This is a genomic window from Anabaena lutea FACHB-196 (assembly GCF_014698305.1).
Lineage (GTDB): Bacteria > Cyanobacteriota > Cyanobacteriia > Cyanobacteriales > Nostocaceae > Anabaena > Anabaena lutea.
In genome coordinates this window covers 123,155-142,181 of the sequence record NZ_JACJST010000014.1, presented here as the reverse complement: position 1 = coordinate 142,181, position 19,027 = coordinate 123,155, and the positions used below count along the sequence as shown (strand labels likewise).

The 19,027-nt window shown below is 37.9% G+C and carries 14 protein-coding genes; 12 read left to right on the top strand and 2 right to left on the bottom strand.

Going from position 1 to position 19,027, the window contains the following annotated elements; translation table 11 throughout:
* The first annotated feature begins 79 nt into the window (after positions 1–79).
* Positions 80–1,384 (top strand): AAA family ATPase, encoded by a 1,305-nt coding sequence (locus H6G59_RS16260; protein ID WP_190716169.1) that lies wholly within the window; start codon positions 80–82, stop codon positions 1,382–1,384.
* Entirely contained in the window at positions 1,377–1,976 is a 600-nt protein-coding gene (locus H6G59_RS16255) for an RloB family protein (RefSeq protein ID WP_190716167.1), read from the top strand. The genes H6G59_RS16260 and H6G59_RS16255 overlap by 8 nt, the downstream gene beginning before the upstream one ends.
* Before the next feature lie 183 nt (positions 1,977–2,159).
* Here H6G59_RS16255 and galE read toward each other — a convergent pair whose 3' ends face one another.
* Together galE and H6G59_RS16245 are read right to left on the bottom strand one after the other, a co-directional pair.
* Positions 2,160–3,155: a UDP-glucose 4-epimerase GalE gene (gene galE, locus H6G59_RS16250; protein ID WP_190716165.1), complete on the bottom strand. Its 996-nt coding sequence runs from the start codon at positions 3,153–3,155 to the stop codon at positions 2,160–2,162.
* The gene (locus tag H6G59_RS16245) at positions 3,152–4,555 is read right to left on the bottom strand and encodes a sugar transferase (protein ID WP_190716163.1); all 1,404 of its coding nucleotides are present in this window, start codon (positions 4,553–4,555) and stop codon (positions 3,152–3,154) included. Before H6G59_RS16245 ends, galE begins: the two co-directional genes overlap by 4 nt.
* A gap of 1,424 nt (positions 4,556–5,979) precedes the next feature.
* Here H6G59_RS16245 and H6G59_RS16240 point away from each other — a divergent pair.
* From H6G59_RS16240 to asnB, 10 genes are all read left to right on the top strand, one after another.
* On the top strand, positions 5,980–8,154 hold the full coding sequence (locus tag H6G59_RS16240) for a GumC family protein (RefSeq protein ID WP_190716162.1): 2,175 nt from the start codon (positions 5,980–5,982) through the stop codon (positions 8,152–8,154).
* A 127-nt stretch (positions 8,155–8,281) separates the two neighbouring features.
* A complete protein-coding gene (locus tag H6G59_RS16235) occupies positions 8,282–9,607 on the top strand; it encodes a nucleotide sugar dehydrogenase (protein WP_190716160.1) in 1,326 nt (441 codons plus the stop codon).
* Positions 9,604–10,548, top strand: a complete 945-nt coding sequence (locus tag H6G59_RS16230; protein WP_190716153.1) for a Gfo/Idh/MocA family oxidoreductase — start codon at positions 9,604–9,606, stop codon at positions 10,546–10,548. The genes H6G59_RS16235 and H6G59_RS16230 overlap by 4 nt, the downstream gene beginning before the upstream one ends.
* Complete coding sequence (locus tag H6G59_RS16225) at positions 10,541–11,122, top strand: N-acetyltransferase (RefSeq protein WP_190716151.1); 582 nt, start codon at positions 10,541–10,543, stop codon at positions 11,120–11,122. Before H6G59_RS16230 ends, H6G59_RS16225 begins: the two co-directional genes overlap by 8 nt.
* 53 nt (positions 11,123–11,175) lie before the next feature.
* Positions 11,176–12,315: a DegT/DnrJ/EryC1/StrS family aminotransferase gene (locus tag H6G59_RS16220; protein ID WP_190716149.1), complete on the top strand. Its 1,140-nt coding sequence runs from the start codon at positions 11,176–11,178 to the stop codon at positions 12,313–12,315.
* On the top strand, positions 12,315–13,616 hold the full coding sequence (locus H6G59_RS16215; RefSeq protein WP_190716147.1) for an oligosaccharide flippase family protein: 1,302 nt from the start codon (positions 12,315–12,317) through the stop codon (positions 13,614–13,616). The genes H6G59_RS16220 and H6G59_RS16215 overlap by 1 nt, the downstream gene beginning before the upstream one ends.
* A gap of 110 nt (positions 13,617–13,726) precedes the next feature.
* A complete protein-coding gene (locus H6G59_RS16210; RefSeq protein ID WP_190716145.1) occupies positions 13,727–14,473 on the top strand; it encodes a class I SAM-dependent methyltransferase in 747 nt (248 codons plus the stop codon).
* Between the two features lie 24 nt (positions 14,474–14,497).
* The gene (locus H6G59_RS16205; protein WP_190716143.1) at positions 14,498–15,562 is read left to right on the top strand and encodes a hypothetical protein; all 1,065 of its coding nucleotides are present in this window, start codon (positions 14,498–14,500) and stop codon (positions 15,560–15,562) included.
* A gap of 33 nt (positions 15,563–15,595) precedes the next feature.
* Positions 15,596–16,996 carry a polysaccharide deacetylase family protein gene (locus tag H6G59_RS16200; protein WP_190716141.1) on the top strand — a complete coding sequence of 467 codons (1,401 nt, stop codon included), beginning with the start codon at positions 15,596–15,598 and terminating at the stop codon, positions 16,994–16,996.
* Between the two features lie 44 nt (positions 16,997–17,040).
* On the top strand, positions 17,041–18,960 hold the full coding sequence (gene asnB, locus H6G59_RS16195; protein WP_190716139.1) for an asparagine synthase (glutamine-hydrolyzing): 1,920 nt from the start codon (positions 17,041–17,043) through the stop codon (positions 18,958–18,960).
* Positions 18,961–19,027 lie beyond the last annotated feature (67 nt).

Here is a 19,027-nt window from a genome sequence, read left to right as displayed (position 1 = left end):
ATAACTTGATATCCGCTATGCTTAAATTATATATATGTGAAAATTTCACAAATATGCTGTTTAAATGTAGGAGGTTGCTATGCTCATAGAGTTTAGTATTGGTAATTACAGATCATTTAAAGATAAAGTCACTTTTAGTATGGTAGCTGCTAATATTGTCGCTAAAGAAAAAGAACTTGATGATAACAATGTTTTTGCAGTAGACGATGAACTTAAATTACTCAAAAGTGCTGCGGTTTATGGGGCTAATGCTAGTGGTAAAAGCAATCTAGCAAAAGCAATCAAGTTTATGAAATGGTTTATGATTAACTCCTCTAAAGAAACTCAAAGTACAGAAAAAATAGGAGTTGAACCATTTGGGTTAAGTACAGAAACTGAAGTGGAGCCATCTTTTTTTGAGATTGTGTTTATATTAGATGGGAAAAAGTATAGATATGGTTTTGAAGCTACCCAAGAAAGTGTAATTTCAGAATGGTTATTTGTTGTTCCAAAAACAAGAGAAACTCGGCTTTTTGAACGGGGTTATGATGGAAATCCTATTACATTTAATTTATCTAAAAGGTTCAAAGCTGAGGGTATTTATCCAAAAACTAGGCACAATGCACTTTTTCTTTCAGTAGCGGCTCAGTTTAATGTTGAAATAGCAGAAAATATACTAAATTGGCTCACTAGAAAACTGCAAATCGTGTCGGGCTTGCATGATAAAGGTTATTTAGATTATACGGTAAGCTGTTTAGCAGAAAATAATATTAATAAAGAGGAAATTCTTCAATTAATAAAAAGATTAGATTTAGGTATTAGAGAATTAAACGTAAAGGAAACAGTAATTACTCCTGATTCTTTTCCTAAAGAGATACCAGATGAATTGAAAAAACTTATTTTAAAAAGTGGACCTCATAAATCAACTACAGTTAATACTTTGCATCAAAAATTTGATGAACAGGGTAATTATGTTTCTATGGAATTATTTAATTTAGAAGATCAAGAATCTGAAGGAACTAAAAAAATAGTTGCTATTGCTGGTCCTTTAGTAGATACTCTTAAAGATGGTAAAATTTTGATATTTGATGAATTTGATGCGAGACTTCACCCTTTGATTAGTAAGGCAATTGTTGAATTATTTAACTCAAAAGTAACCAATTATAACAATGCACAAATAATTTTTATGACTCACGATACAAACTTGCTGAGTAACAAACTCTTTCGTAGAGATCAGATTTGGTTTACCGAAAAAAATAAATATGGTGCTACAGATTTATATTCCCTAGTTGAATATAAAATTAGAAATGATGCCTCATTTGAAAGTGACTACATCAAAGGTAGGTATGGCGCTATTCCTTTTATTGGTAATTTAAGTCAAATCATCGGTGAATCTAATGCCTAGAAGAAGTTCGAGTGCATCATCATCTCGTGGTTATTCTGATAGAAAAGTTGACACTACAGATACAAGAGACACATTCCTAATTATTTGTGGAGGTATAGAAACAGAAGTAAATTACTTTGAAAGTTTTCGTGTTCCCACAACGGTTAAAGGATTTGGTTATAATCCAAGTAAATTAGTGCAAGAAGCAAAAGGATTAAAAGCTCAAGGAGATTATGATCAGGTTTGGTGTGTATTTGATAGGGACGATTTTCCTAAGCAAGATTTTAACAATGCTATTGCAAGTGCTGAAAGCGCAGGATTTAAAGTTGCCTATTCTAATGAAGCTTTTGAATTATGGTATGTATTGCATTTTGAATTTCTCAATACTGGAATTCCTCGTAAAGATTACATCTCTAAATTAGACATATTCCTGAAAAAGAAATACGAGAAAAATAGTAATACAATTTATGAGGAGATAGAAAATCTACAACCTACAGCTATCAGAAACGCTAAAACTCTTCTCAAGCAATATAACCCTTCTAATCCAGAAAGTGATAATCCTTCAACTACAGTGCATTTGTTAGTTGAGGCGCTAAATAAATTTATTCGATAATGCTTACTCCTTTCCCACCAGAAGAATACCGATTAAATGTATCCCTTACGGGACAATACTGTTTGGTTATAGGCGAACTGCCATCATATACCCGATCATATTCGCTCTCGTCCAGGAACATAATAGTCCGATCCAAAAATCAATAAAATTCAGCACTTCTCAACTTCCGACATATCAAAAAGCTCATTTTGTCCCAGACACCATTTCTCGCTGTCTTTCCCAAGCCAAAGTGGTAGACACGATGAGATCCAAATCATTATATTTGGGTTGCCAGCCCAGCACCTTGTGAATTTTATCGGCACAAGCTGTAACACAAGCTGGATCACCATCACGACGGTCAGTTTCAATAACGGGGAAATCTACTTCAGAAATTGCCTTAACTCGTTCAATGACTTGACGCACACTGTAGCCTTGCCCATAACCGCAATTCAGAATTTGGCTTTCTCCACCCATTTCCAGATAGAGTAAAGCCTCCAAGTGCGCTGTAGCCAAGTCTTCCACATGGATATAGTCTCGAATTCCGGTGCCATCTGGTGTGGGAAAATCAGTACCAAAAATTTGCATTTGTGGCTTACGTTTAAGTGCTGCATCACAGGCAGATCTAATCAAATGATTTGTCTTAGGTGATATCTGCCCCAGCTTTCCACTAGAATCGGCTCCTGCTACATTAAAATAACGTAGAATTACGTAACGCAGAGAAGAAGTAATTGCATAGTCCTTAATCAACCATTCGCTCATCAGCTTTGAGCGCCCATAGGGGTTAATAGGCATGGTAGGGGTAAACTCACTAACTGGATTTTCCCCTACCTCTCCATAAACTGCTGCTGTACTGGAAAAGATGATTTGATTAACACCCATCACATGACAACAGCGGAGTAAATTCAAAGTATTGCGTGTGTTGTTAGCGTAGTAGTCAAGGGGATGGATGATTGATTCTGGTACAATCAGACTGGCGGCAAAGTGCAACACGGCACTAAATTCATGCTTGGCAAAAACTAGATAAAGATGGTCTAAGTCTGCTAAATCGCCAATAATCAAATCGCCGTAAAGCACTGATTTTGGTGAACCTGTAGAGCAATTGTCATAGACTATAATGTCGTAACCTGCGGTACCAAGTTGGCGGACAACGTGGGAGCCTATATAGCCTGCTCCACCAGTGACTAGAACTTTTTTTCTCATCTACCTTTACCTAAAAAAACGACTCGTATGGTTTTGAAGGCGATCGCTAAATCTAACCAAATGGAATAGTTCTTGATGTAATAGAGGTCGTAAGCGAGCTTTTCATAGGCATCTTCAATTGATGCACCGTAGGGATAGAGTACCTGGGCCCAACCTGTTATTCCTGGTTTGACCAAATAACGCAGTTCATAGTAAGGAATCGCATCTTTCAGCTTGGCATCAAACTCTGGACGTTCTGGACGTGGGCCAATCAAGCTCATTTCTCCCCTCAGCACATTCCAAATCTGCGGTAGTTCGTCGATTCGCAACAGGCGTAGCCAACGTCCTACTCTAGTTACACGAGGGTCATGTTTATCTGCCCACTGTACCCCGCGTTTTTCAGCATCTTGATGCATGGAGCGGAATTTATAAACTCTAAAAGGCTTGCCATACAAACCTGTTCGTAACTGGCTGTAGAATACTGGGCCTGGACTATCTAATTTAATTGCCAGTATCACGAGCAACATTAGTGGTGATAAAATTACTAGTAAAATGATTACAAGAATCAAATCTACAAACCGCTTAAGCTTCATAGTGAAGTAACCAGGCATCAGGTGAAACCCAGGGCTAAAAGCGAACCACTTATCCTGTAGTAGGTACGAAGGGAGTTTATACCATAAGGTTTCATAAAAATCTGGAAGCCTGTAAATGGGAATACCCCGCAACCGGATTTGCATCAATTGTTGTACCTGTGTATCAGAAAACTGAATATTAGTGGCTATGATTACGGCAGACCAAGATTCTTGAATCCATTTGGATAAGTCATTGAAGTTTCCTACATAATTCAGATTATCCAGTTCTGAACGAGTAGGTTTTTGATCAGCTTCAGGAGTTAGCACAACTAACTTTCCCAATAGATTTAGCTGTAATAGATTTTGTGTAAATTTGATGGCGCTGTCACCTGCACCCAGCATCAACCAACGACTTTGCTCAGTACGCGATCGCACCCATCTCGCTGCCAATAATCTTAACATCACTGCCCAGATGCTAAAAATTCCCAAGCTTGATAGCAAAACGCCCCGTTTAACCAATGTGTGATCCACCCAAGCCATTAGCGCAAAAATAAAAAAACCACTTGCTAAAATGCCGATTAGGGTGCGAGCGGGTGTCCTTAATCCCGCAATCTGTCTCTCTGGATGGTAAGTATCAGCCAAATAAAGTCCCACTAGCATTAATAAGACAAAACAGTAAAGAAATGGGTCAAATCCGTTAATTGGTTGGCCTAACCGTAACCAAAAAGCAAATAATAAACAAACATACAAGCCAAAAATATCACCTAAAAAAAGCATTATAGGCAGAGTACGTGGTATGTTTGGCAGCTTAGTATTATTTGGAGAACTAATGTAACTGGTAAGATTCATATATTTTATTAGCTTGTGTTTTGCTCATTTTTGTACAGGTTTTAAATTTCATACGAACTTACACATTGATTTGGATATAACTGAGGTTAAAACCTTTTATCCTGCTGTTATTACCCCAAAAAAATGATCAATTTTCTAATTTTGAAATCCAGATTCACACAATGTTGCCAAGATTTAAGTTCCACAAAAAAACAACATATTGGTGAATATGCTCAAACATTGGTAAATAATAAGCTGGGATTTTTTTAATCTCAGATTTGTATGTAGCGAACGGACAGAAATGAGGATTATCAATACCCTTCAGTTAAAGTTCAAAATTAATTGAAAGAAAACTCAATATTACCCAAGACTTATTTGAGTATTTCTGTTTTCCCACTACGCGGAAGCAAGCTAGAATTTTTCTTAACTGAACCGTTCAGGATTGCTATACCATTCCCAAAACTCTAAATACAGATTGAAGAAAAGTCGTATTAGCCAGTAAGGATTACGGGTTCAACATCATTGAAAGCCTTATTCCACAGGCATTTCATTGAGAACAAGAGCATAATCCTTTATAACTCTTGCCCAGTAAAGGTTTTGTTATAATCAATCCTCAATCACCATAAAAGAGGTGAAAGATCCAGATTAATATAAATTATGTGTACAGCACATTACGAGAATTAGGATTATACCTTTTGATATATTTCCCTGATTGGACAGAAATCTCAGGTACTCTTTAAACCAGAACGTTTCAAGGTATAGCTAAATTCTTCCAACAGTTGATATCAGATCTCGTCAAGACAAACTACTGCAAGTTTAGGTCGTTTGGTTCGTCCTACAAATCTGGTAAAGCTTACACCCATAATCCATTGAGTTTTTCTTGAGAATGTACTTAAAGTACACACATCACAGCTTTTGTGTCTAGCTTTATGCAACGATATTTTAGAAAAATTGGCGTTGTAGAACTTACGCCAAATTGCGCCATTAGATATCTCAAGAAGAAAAATAAATTTTTAGTTCATAATGCTCCTATTAATTTACTGGACAAAGCCAATCATTAGACTGCACAAAGTTTTTAGCAAGATTAGCATCAAGTAATTGTGAAATTTAAGTTCATGTTGCATAAGGACTAGACAAATGAATTATGGTATGTGTATTTTAAGTACATCCTCTAAGCCCATAGATGCTACAAATCAATTAAAGATACGTATCAGTCAGGAATAGTCTTCCCTATTTAAACCTGTAAACGAAGTTATTTGCAGTAAATTTAAGGCTCAAAGGCTACAGTTAGGATAGGGATAGTCGAGTAAAATTTCTTCTAGTTCAATACAGTTAAAAATAAGGTATTTTTTTGCCAAAAAATATGCCCTTTGGTATGGCAAGTAAAACAAATCCTTTATTTTTAGCAATTAAAATTAAATATATGGCAGCGACAAAGTTTGAATATGGAATCTAAACAAGAAGACCAAAATTTATTGGAATTTCAAAATTACTCACTGGTTTTCAAAAAGCATTGGTTAGTGATAGTAACAGTGATTGCCTGTGTCTTGGGATTGACCGGGTTATTCACTTTCATACAAAAACCTATTTACGAAGCTAAAGGTAAACTACTTTTAAAGCAAAGTGACGCTTCTTCTTTGACGGGTTTGAATCAAAAATTGGGAGGATTGACAGGTCTGAGTAACACAAGCAATCCAGTGGATACAGAAGTACAAATAATTCGTTCTAATTCCATTGTTCAGAAAACTATTGACAGACTTAAATTAAAAAATAAACAGGGTAAACCTCTCACAATTGAGGAATTTATCAAAAAACTAAAAGTCACCGGGATTCGTGGTACAGATGTGATGGAGTTAACTTACCAAAGTAATAATGCAACAGAAGCTGCGGCAGTTGTTAATACCCTCATGAAAACTTATTGGGAAGATAATATTCTGATTAACCGAACAGAGACGACATCTGCGAAGGAATTCTTAAGTAAGCAATTGCCTCAAATTGAAAACAGAGTGGCACAAGCAGAAGCAGCTTTACGTCATTTTAAAGATAACAATCAAGTTGTTTCCTTAGAAGCCGAAGCAAATTTAGGTGTGCAAGAAATCAAAAATCTATTAAGTGAGATTACCAAAGAACAGGCACAACTGGAGGCAGCTAAAAGTCGTTCTATGGGTTTGCAAAATCAGTTGAGCTTGAGTACTCAACAAGCCTTCAATCTTTCTATTATAAGTCAGTCTCCTGGTGTGCAACAGGTGCTAACAGAATATCAAAAAGTTCAAGATGATTTGGCCGTAACACAAACTCGCTTGACAGATGAACATCCAACAGTCAAGAATTTGATGAGAAAAGAACAAGCCTTGAAACAGCAACTAGAAAAGCGAGTAGGAGACATTGTATATAGTCAAGAATCTATACCAGAAAAAAATTTGCAGATTGGACAATTGAAGCAAACACTGACAGCCGAATTGGTGCAATCGCAGGTAGATAAGTTGGCATTAGGAAACAAAATCAGAGTCTTACAAAATGCATTCTTGACCAGCCAAACACGATTAAGAATGTTACCCCAACTGGAACAACAACAGCGAGCGCTAGAGCGACGCTTGCAAGTAGCACAAACGACTTATCAACAAGTATTCAAGCAATTACAAGAAATGGAGGTGGCAGAGAAGCAAAAAGTTGGGAATGTGCGGATAGTTTCAGAGGCTTTAATTGCTGACAAAGCTATTTCTCCCAAGATTATCCTCAACTTGGCTCTAGGTGGATTTTTAGGAGTGCTATTGGGGATTGGTACAGCACTACTGTTAGAAGCTATGGATAAATCACTGAAGACAGTTGAAGAAGCTAAACAGTTGTTGGGTTATCCCTTATTGGGGAGTATTCCTAGCCTAAGTCACAAAGAAGGAATTGGATCAGAATTGCCTATCCGAGACAATCCCTATTCGTTGGCCAGTGCTGCCTTTGAGATGCTGATGACTAACTTGAATTTCACCTTCTCTGACAAAGAATTACGGGTAATTTTAGTGACTAGTTCCATCCCGAAGGAAGGTAAGTCTTTTGTTGCTGCTAACTTGGCAGTAGCAAAAGCACAGATGGGATACCGAGTGCTGTTGCTGGATGCAGATCTGCGTCGGCCTCGGCAACATGAAATTTGGGAATTGCCTAATGTCATGGGGTTGAGTAATCTGTTGGTAGGTCAGGGTGAATTGACAAAAACGGCACAAGTAATGGTTGGGTTGGAAGTATTAACATCAGGAACCATTCCACCTAATCCTGTTGCACTGATTGATTCTCAGGGTATGGATTTGTTAATTAAAGAATATGCTCAAGAATATGATTTTGTTGTTATTGATGCTGGCTCACTAGTGATAAATGCGGATACACAAATTCTCGGCAAATTGGTGGATGGAATGTTGCTAGTTGTACGTCCGGGAATGGTTGATTCGCGTACAGCGATCGCAGCCAAGTCTCTGGTGGAGCAGTCAGGGCAGCAAGTTTTGGGAATGGTGGTGAATGGGGTAGCGAGTGACAGTGACTATGGCTACTACTCTTATCAACAATATTCTCAAAAATCACGTATTAACGAAGGCAGAAGGCAGGAGGCAGGAGGCAGAAGGCCGTTTTTGTAACGGGGATTTATGCCAAACTCCAAAAACTTTGGACGAAGTCCGGTTTTAGACCCGATTGTTTCGATAAAAAAACAGAGAAAAAGTTGCCGAATATTCGGGTGTCATGAAGTTTATTGATTGATTAATCATGTCTAATATTTCAACAGCTTTAATTACTCTTGAAGAAAAGATTATTAACCGTACTGCCATTGTCGGGGTGATTGGCTTAGGTTATGTTGGTTTACCTTTTGCAGTGGAAAAAGCCAAGGTAGGATTTCAAGTTATTGGTATAGAACAAAATCCTGTCAGAGCAGAAAAAGTCAATCGCGCTGATAATTACATTCCTGATATTAATGATGATGATCTCAAGAAAGTAGTAACTGATGGCAAATTACAAGCCACTACTAATTTTGACCAAGTATCAGAAATGGATGTGTTGGTAATCTGTGTACCGACACCATTAAGCAAAAATCTCACTCCTGATTTAAGTTATGTAGAAATAGTGACTCAGGGAATTGCCAAAGGATTAAGAAAAGGGCAATTGATCACCTTGGAATCAACGACTTATCCCGGCACTACAGATGATGTCATCCGTCCAGTATTAGAGCAAACTGGTTTAAAGCAAGGAGAAGACTTTTTTCTAGCTCATTCTCCTGAAAGAGTAGACCCTGGTAATCAGCGATATACCACTAAAAATACTAATAAAATAGTGGGTGCTTCTGACCCAAATTCTCTAGCTATTACCAGGTTATTTTATGAGCAAACGATAGAGAAAGTTGTCACAGTAAATAGTGCCAAAGCCGCTGAACTAGTAAAGGTTTTTGAAAATACATTTAGAGCCGTGAATATTGCTTTGGTGAATGAATTAACCTTATTATGCGATCGCATGAGTTTAAATGTCTGGGAAGTGTTAGACGCAGCTAATACTAAACCTTTTGGCATCATGCCTTTTTACCCAGGTCCAGGTGTGGGCGGACATTGCATTCCCATAGACCCACATTATTTGGAATGGAAAGCCAAGGAATTTAACTTTGAAACCCACTTTATTGCTTTAGCAGGAGAAATTAATCGCCGGATGCCGGAATTTGTCCGGGAAAAAACCTGGCGCATTTTGAATAGCTTGGGTATAGCACCAACAAAAGCAAAGGTACTAGTAATTGGCGTTGCTTACAAGAAGGATTTAGGAGACTGGCGAGAATCCCCAGCTATATCTCTCATCAACAAATTATTACAAGATGGGGTGGATATTGGCTATCACGATCCTTATGTACCGGAAATTACAATAAATGGTCAGAAACTTTACTCTGTGCCATTAACTGAGGATACCCTAGCAATTCCTGAATTAGTTATCATCATCACCGACCATAGCCAAATTGATTACATTCACTTGGTGCAAAAAGCTCAGACTGTCCTGGATACAAGGGGAGTGACTCGACATTTAGATTGCGCTCAAGAAAAGGTGACACTATTGTGAAACAAGTTATTGTAGTTGGTGCAGGCAATTGGGGTCAGAACCTGATTCAGAACTTCTATGCCTTAGAAGCTTTAGCAGGAATTGCAGAGATTAACCCTGAACTTAGAAGCAAAGCACAAGCTAGATATCCTGATGTTGTTAGCTATGCAGATTTACAGCAAGCATTGGCAAGTGATATTCCCGCAATTGTCTTTGCTACTCCAGCTCCGACCCATTATCAATATGCAATGGCGGCTTTGGAAGCAGGGAAAGACGTATTTATCGAAAAACCCATGACTCTGCAAACAGAAGCAGCTCGAAAGCTTGCAGAATATGCCGATCAGCATTCCCAGATATTAATGGTGGGGCATTTATTGCTTTATCAACCTGCAATTACTTGGATGCGAGACTATTTAGCCAGTGGTAAAGCCGGAAAGGTACTCCATGTAGCTACCCAAAGAACCAAATTGGGTAAAGTGCGGCAAGAAGAAAATGTCTGGTGGTCATTTGCACCCCACGATGTTTCCATAGTCTTAGATTTGCTGGGCAATCCGCAAGTGGAACGAGTACAAGCTCATGGACAAGCAATGTTACAGCCAGAAATTGAGGATAATGTCCATGCAGACATCAGATTTCGGGGTGGTCAAACTGCTCACCTCCACACTTCCTGGTATTGGCCTCTGTTGCAACGTAGTACGACAGTCATTACTGAGCGGCAAATGTTGGTATATGACGAAATAGCTCAACAAGTCACAGTGTATGACAAGGGTGTTGATGAGCAGCTAAATAATCGAGACGAGGGCAGTTCAGTTGTCAACATAGCTGCTTCAGAACCCTTGAAAATAGAGTGTCAACATTTTCTGCAATGTTTGCAGACTCGTGAAACACCTCGTTCCGATGGCTGGAATGGTGTAGCTGTGGTGGAGATTTTAGAGAAAGCTCAGGAGGCATTACATGACTAACTATTTTATCCACGAGTCAGCTTATGTGGATGAAGGGGCTGAAATTGGTCAAGGGACGAAGATTTGGCACTTTTCCCACGTCTGTAGTCAAGCGAAGATAGGACGCAACTGCTCCTTTGGGCAAAATGTTTTAGTTGCAAATAATGTGATTATTGGCGATTACTGCAAAATTCAGAATAATGTTTCTCTTTACGAGGGGGTAATTCTGGAAGATTACGTCTTCTGTGGACCGAGTATGGTGTTTACCAACATCAAAACCCCTCGTTGTGAGTATCCTCGCAATACCAGCGACCATTATCAGAAAACATTGGTCAAGCGAGGCGCAAGTATTGGGGCAAATGCAACCATTGTCTGTGGCATAACTTTATATGAATGTGCCTTTGTTGCTGCTGGTGCAGTTGTGATCAAGGATGTTCCAGCTTATGCAATGGTAGCAGGAGTTCCTGCACAAATTATTGGCTGGATGAGTGCCTATGGCGATGTTCTGGAATTTGATGAACATGGTTATGCTATTGACTCCATCGGTGCTAAGTATCAGCAAGTTTCTGATCAAGAAGTGATAAAAGTTTCTTGATATTTAAATCTATTTCCAGTCCGCTTACAAATAAATTTGGTTTGTAGAAGCTGATGAAAATTCCTGTACTAGACTTAAAACCCCAATATGAAAGCATCAGGGCAGATATTCAAGAAGCAATAAATCGCGTACTTGAATCAGGTGCATTTATCATGGGGCCAGATGTGAAGCTATTTGAGCAAGAAGTAGCCGAATACCTGGAAGTTAAACACGCCATTAGTGTAAATTCTGGAACTGATGCCTTAGTAATTGGTTTGAAAGCTTTGGGCATTGGTGAAGGAGATGAGGTAATCACCACTCCATTTTCCTTTTTTGCTACCGCAGAATCAATTGGTAATGTCGGAGCAAAGCCAGTATTTGCTGATATTAATCCAAAAAGCTTTAATATCAATCCAGAAGAAATTAAAGCCAAAATTACACCATCTACCAAGGCAATTATGCCAGTTCACCTTTATGGTTGTCCGGCAGCAATGGGGCAAATTATGGATATTGCCCTGGAGTATGAACTAAAGGTAATTGAAGACTGCGCCCAATCTTTTGGTGCGCGTTATTACGAAGCAAGTTCTGATTTCAACAGTAAATTTACTGGTACAATAGGTAATGTTGGTGCTTTTTCATTTTTCCCTTCCAAAAACTTGGGAGCTTACGGTGATGGCGGTTTGATTGCTACCAACAATGACCAAGTGGCAGAGTTAGCTAAAGCTTTACGGGTGCATGGAGCCAAGAAAAAGTATCACAATGAAATGCTTGGTTATAATTCTCGCTTGGATACCCTGCAAGCCGCAATTTTAAGGGTGAAATTACCTCATATTGATGCTTGGAATGATGGTAGGCGCAAGGTAGCAGAAATTTATAACGAATTACTGGCAGATGTGCCAGGGATAATTACGCCAGAATTGGCTGATGGTCATGTGTTCCACCAATATACTATTCGCGTCATTGATGGGAAACGCGAGCAAGTACAGCAATATCTTGCCTCACAGGATATTAGCACGATGATTTATTATCCAATACCGCAAGACCAATTGCCAGTTTACAAGGGTCAATATCCGGTAAATTCTGTGAGCATTCAACTGTCAAAAGAAGTGTTAAGTCTGCCGATTTGGGCAGAGTTAGAGCGTCAAACCCAAATTTATATTGCAGATTCTTTAGTTAGAACAACTCAGCTTAAAACTTTGGAAGCAGCAATCTAGTGATCAAGATCCTTGAAAAAATCCGAAAAAAAATACCCACTAGTGGTTTTGCCCGTCACGTCATAACTCTCATGACGGGAACAACACTTGCACAGGTAATTACCGTTGGCAGCGCTCCTGTCCTGACAAAGATTTATATGCCTGAAGAGTTCGGTGCATTTGCTCTACTACAAGCTATTAGTGGAGTGTTTGCGGAAGTCGCAACAGGTCGTTATGAACTAGCGATTATGCTTCCTAAGAAAGATGAAGACTCAATCAATTTGGTGGCTTTATGTGTTGTGATTGCAAACTCTGTATGCATCGGGCTGCTTCTGTTGATATGGCTATCTAACACACAAATTGCCAAACTTATAGGGAATTCTAATATTTCAGTTTGGCTATATTTGATCCCACTACAAGTGGTTTTATCAAGTACCTATCAATCTTTTAACTATTGGTCAAATCGAAAGAAGCAGTATAAACGCTTGGCATTATCCAGAATGCTCCAATCAGCTTCTATGGCTTTAGTAAGTATTTGGTTAGGATGGATAGGTTTAGGTCTTTTTGGACTAATACTAGGTAGTCTCTTGGCTCAGGCATTAGCTACTGGATTGCTGGGATTTCAAATTTTGCGAGAAGAACGATCAATTCTTAGGTTTATTTCCCTAAAAAACATGAAGAGTCAAGCTAAGTTATATGATAAATTCCCAAAGCACTTGACTCTATCTCACTTCATTGGCATGGTTCATTTCCAAGCCCCGACCTTATTTATTTCTCGCTTATTTGGAACTGACACTCTGGGTTTCTATTCTCTTGCTGTTAGATTTATTAGTCTACCTGGTACAATTATTGCTAATGCTATAGGGGAAGTTTTTCGTCGAGAAGCCACAGAACATTATTGGCGCGACGGGAAGTTCAACTCTTTATTGCAGACAACTGTCAAGAAAACTTTCTTAATCGCTTTACCCATTTATTCGACTTTAGTCTTCTTCTCTCCTCAGATTTTTTCTCTTGTCTTTGGTCAGACATGGAAAACATCTGGTGAGTATGCATCAATTTTTGCAATTGCTAGTTTTTTCTCCTTTGTTATCACCCCTATAGATAGAGGAGCCGTGATAGTTGGGGCAACAAAGTATATATTCTTATGGCACTTTTCAAACTTAATATCGAATATTTTGCTAGGGCTGATTTTTGTCAACTTTAACTTGGGGATGACCTCATTCTTATGGTGTCTTGTCGGAGTAAAAATTATTCATTATACCACTGAATATTTCGTGACATTAAAGTACAGCAGAGGAGAAAAATTTACTCAACCCAGCTAAGAGTTCGATTACAAGAACAAAGGCTCAAGTTCTACTGCTTAAAGTACTGACCAAACCTAAGTTCGATATAAAAAATCGATTCTAATATATTCACATGATTTAGGAAAAATATGAGTCAATTACAGAACAAAAATTTTTGGGAAGAGGCTTGGTTAAAACACATAGAAAACTATTTGAAGACAATTCCTAGAACTGGTTTTTTTATCAAAACCCTACTAAGAAATAAAATCAGCAGCACCCTTGAAATCGCCTGCGGTAGTAGTCGTGATAGTATCTACCTAGCCAACGAAGGATACAAAAGTACTGCTTCTGATTTTGATGACAAAACAATTGCTTATTTACAGCACAGGTTTGGACATCTTGAAAACTTAAACTATCAGATTGCAGATGCTTTTAATTTACCTTTTGATGATAATAGTTTTGATTTGGTTTATCACAATGGATTTTTTATATATTTTCATAATAATCAAGATGTGTTTGATTTGCTGAAAGAACAGGAGAGAGTCACCAGAAAATACATTTTAATCTTGGTACATAATAGATTAAACTCAAAGCTTGTATCTGAATTTAAAAAGCTATCAAATGAAGACAAACTTTATGATATTAGATTTTTTGATCCTATTGAGTTAGAAGAATTAATATTTAATCTATCATTAAAAATAAAAAAAGTAATTATTTTAAAATTTGGTAGTTTTGGGAGATTTGGAGTTGATTCATATCTATCTAAGATATTTAAATTACCTTTTATTAACTCCTTCATCGAAACAATTTTGCTCAACTTAATTTTTAAATTATATCAGACCCAAATGTGGGAAGATACTGAAAGAATAGCCTGTTTAATAGAGCTAGATAAATAGGAAATCACAAGTTCAATAGTAAGCATGATTTTAGAGCAGATATTAGAGTTATCCATAATAAGGAATTTGATGATGAACTTGAATAACATAAGTACGCGATACGTAAACGGTTGGACAATATATAAAGCTATCATTAGCTTAGGAAAAGATGGAAATAAGGCTAAAAAATGGCTCTTTTTTACAGAAGAGAACAGCTTAATGGAAGCCATGAATAACAAAAATAATGAATACTTTTACAAGCCAAAAATTTGTGAAGGATTAATTGATGATAAACTAGCTTTTCATGATTTTATTATTTCTATAAATGAAAAGCCAGTGCCATCATATAAAATTGATGAAGACTATCATGAATATCCTGTGTACCTTAAGGCTAAACACTCTTGGAGAAATGGGATAAAAGTACCAAGAGGATGGGTATGCTACAACTTGGAAGAACTGTATCTCAGGATTGAAAAAATTAGAGAAGAAGGCTGGGATAAGGAATATTTTTTCCTGCAAAAATTTTTAGATTACCCTGTACATAACAATATTTCTGTTTCCGGCTATTTTGATTACTTGAAACCGGAAAGAAATCTGTCATTAGTGACCAGAAAAACTGTAGGTAGTAGCGACAGAATAGCTGGAGGGGTAATTGTTGAATCTATCCTTGACCCCCAGTCCTTAGTTCAGAGAACTTATAGTATTTTGTCAAACCTTCAATACGATGGTTCCTTTGAAATGGAATATTATCTAGATGAAAGTCAAGGTATATATTATGTGCTTGAGTTAAACCCCAGGTTTTGGATGCAACATGGCATCTTCTTTAAATTTTTCGATAATGGCTTGATCAAGCGTTACTTGAATTTGGATACTTGTGAAGATCGTAATCAAGCTTACAGTAAGTACAACTCTATAGCATGGGTAGACACTATAGGTATGATAGTCAGTTGTTTGAAGGGGAATTTTCAACCATTAGCAAAATATATTCACTTAATCAATAATCAAGTTCCTATTTTTCTGGCTCCAGATATAATCACAGCGTGTAAGTTTGTACTGAAAAGGGCATCTAATGAGGTTTTAAAAACAAAATTTAATGAAGATTTATTTTGATTTTTATATCATAATTATTTGGATTTTGGCATTATGATTACAGTTCAAATTCCTAAAACTCATGAAGTCGAACGTCGCTATATTCTCGCGGTATTTTTTACTGAATTTTTAGGTTTAGACATCCAAATTCAAGTCAGCGATAGAGACAATTTACTGATTACACTCAATGATAATAGAGAACTATTAATTGCTGATGGACTTTTCACCACTTCACCCGAACAATGGTTACAACCTGCTTCTTTACCAAAACAACCCTTAAAAGTTTGGAATCTAGATACTACTAAACTGAATGCTATAACAGTCAATTCTCAGATTGCTGTCATCTATGGAGATGATCCAACTAATCCCGACTTTTTCCACCAGTCCGAATCGACAATTTATTTGGGTCTTGATATATTTGGTTCTGCCTTCTTCATGCTAACCCGTTATGAGGAAGTTATAAAATCAGAACGTGACCAAAATGATCGCTTTCCCGCTACCGCCTCCTTAGCTTATCAGGAAGGATTCTTAGATCGTCCTATTATCAACGAATATTTGGAAATACTCTGGGCTTGTCTCAAACATCTCTGGACTGGATTAAAACGTAAACCTCGCCAGTTTCAAACCTATGTTAGTCATGATGTGGATCAGCCGTTCAAGTATGTATTTGCCGGCATTTCAAGTTTAGTTAGACGGTGTGGAGGAGACTTAATTAAGCGTCGTAATCCAGGGCAAGCCTTGAATACCATCTGGCAATGGAATCAGGTTAAGGCAGGGAATTCTAATTCAGATCCCTGTAACACCTTTGACATGATTATGGACATCAGCGAAAAGCACAATCTCAAAAGTGCTTTCTACTTTATTACTGACCATAGTTCTGGTACAATTGATGGGGATTACAGTATGGATCATCCCTTAATTCGTGGTTTACTCCGCAAGATTCACCAACGTGGTCACGAAATTGGCTTACATACTAGCTACAATACATATAAAGATCCTGCACAAACCAAAAGAGAATTTGAAATCTTAAAGCAAGTTTGTGCTGAAGAAGGTATTCAACAAGAATATTGGGGAGGACGGCAACATTTCTTACGCTGGAAAACCCCAAACACTTTCAATAACTGGGAAAATGCTGGACTGGACTACGACTCAACTTTATCCTTTGCTGATGTAGCAGGATTTCGCTGCGGTGTCTGCTACGAATTTTCTACTTTCAACATTAATACTCGTCAGCCTTTAAAACTTAGGGAACGTCCTCTAATTATTATGGAATGTACCATCACTGATGATTTTTTTATGAACCTTAATCTCGATGATGAGACAACTTTTCAGAAAATGGCGAAATATAAACAGCACTGTCGTTTTTTTAATGGAGACTTTACACTTTTATGGCACAATGATCGTCTAATTGACAAACGCGAAGTCGAGATTTATAAACAATTGGTTTCCGCCTAAAGTATTTATAATTCATCAAATAAATTTGTAACAACTAATAAATTATGTGTGGAATTGCTGGAATATTAAAATTAGACCGCTCAAAGATTGATTCACAACTCTTAAAAAGTGTGAGTAGTTCTTTATATACTCGTGGTCCTGATGATTTTGGATTTTTAGGTTGGTCAGGAGAATCACCCGTACAGCTTTCCCGCAATCCTGATGAATTGCAAAACTGTTTGGTTGGCTTGGTTCACCGTCGTCTTTCCATTCTCGACCTCAGCGAAGCTGGTTGGCAACCGATGGTAACGCCGGACGGACGTTATGCGATTGTTTTTAATGGGGAAATATATAACTATTTAGAATTACAAGCAGAACTTAAGGCATTAGGTCACACATTTCATTCTCATTCAGACACGGAAGTTCTGCTCACCGCTTACGCTCATTGGGGAAATCAAGCACTAAATAGGCTGGTGGGAATGTTCGCCTTTGCAATTCTGGATACCCAGAAACGTTCGATATTTATTGCTAGAGACTTCTTTGGTATCAAGCCCCTTTACTATACTCATTGGCATAATGGGTTTGCCTTTGCTTCTGAAATCAAAGCTCTTCTAGAATTTCCAGGTTTAAATCATCGAATCAATCCTCAAAGACTCTACGATTATCTGTGTCTTGGACTAACAGATCAAGGAGGAGAAACCCTTTTAGCTGATATTCGGCAATTGCCTGCCGCTCATTATCTAGAATTTTCTCTAGACGCTCCCTACAAATTTGATCCAGTGCGTTATTGGCAAGTTAATCTCAACCAACGCTTAGAAATTTCCTTTGAAGAAGCGGCAGAACAATTGCGGGAACTATTTCTTAATAGTGTCAAACTTCACCTACGTAGTGATGTAGCAGTGGGAGCAGCCCTTTCAGGAGGAATTGACTCATCCAGCATTGTCATGGCAATGCGCTACTTAGAGCCAGATTTAGAAATACACACCTTCAGTTACTTAGCAGATGACCCCAAAGTGAGCGAAGAGCAGTGGATGAAGATCGTCAGCAAGGCTGCTAACTCAATTATGCACACAACTCAACCGACTCCGACTCAATTAGTAGAAGATTTAAATCACCTGATCCAGGTTCAAGATGAACCCTTTGGTAGTACTAGTATTTACGCCCAAAATCGAGTATTTCGATTGGCTCAGGAGGCAGGAATTAAAGTCATGCTCGATGGACAGGGAGCGGATGAAATGTTAGGAGGTTATTCTGGTTATTTAGGTGCGCGATTAGCCTCATTGATTCGTCAAGGACAATTGGGTAAAGCAACTCAGTTTCTACAAAAAGCATCTAGTTTGCCTAATATTAGTAGTCTGAAGCTACTGCTAATTGGAGGAGGATTTTTATTACCTGAAAATCTCCAAGGTGCAGCTAGAGATTTAGTGGGAAAAAGCTTTACTCCATCTTGGTTGAATAGTACTTGGTTTACTGAACAGGGGGTAATGCTTGCTTCCACAACACAAAATTACAAGCGAGAAGTATTCTGGGAGCGACTTAAACACGATCTTGAAAATAGTTTGATTTCACTATTACGCTATGAGGATCGTAACTCTATGGCTTTTTCCATTGAAAGCCGCGTTCCTTTTTTAACGCCAACTTTAGTTAATTTTATGTTCTCTTTACCTGAAGAATATATTATTGCTCCTGATGGCACTAGTAAGGCTGTATTTAGAAGGGCGATGCGTGGCATTGTTCCAGATACAATTCTGAATCGCCGGGATAAGATTGGTTTTGCTACTCCTGAGTTTAGTTGGTTAACTGCTTTAAGTCCTTGGGTAGAAGAAGTACTACATAGCAAACCGTCGATTCCTGTACTCAAAATTGATGTCGTAGAGAGGGAGTGGCGAGCAGTTATTGAAGGACGCAAGCCTTTTAATTTCCGTATATGGCGCTGGCTGAATTTGATTCGATGGGCTGAAAAATATGCTGTAAATTTTGGATAGAGTTATAGATAAAAAATATAACTTTATATGACTATTTTATTCGGTTAGTACATACAAGCTTCATTTA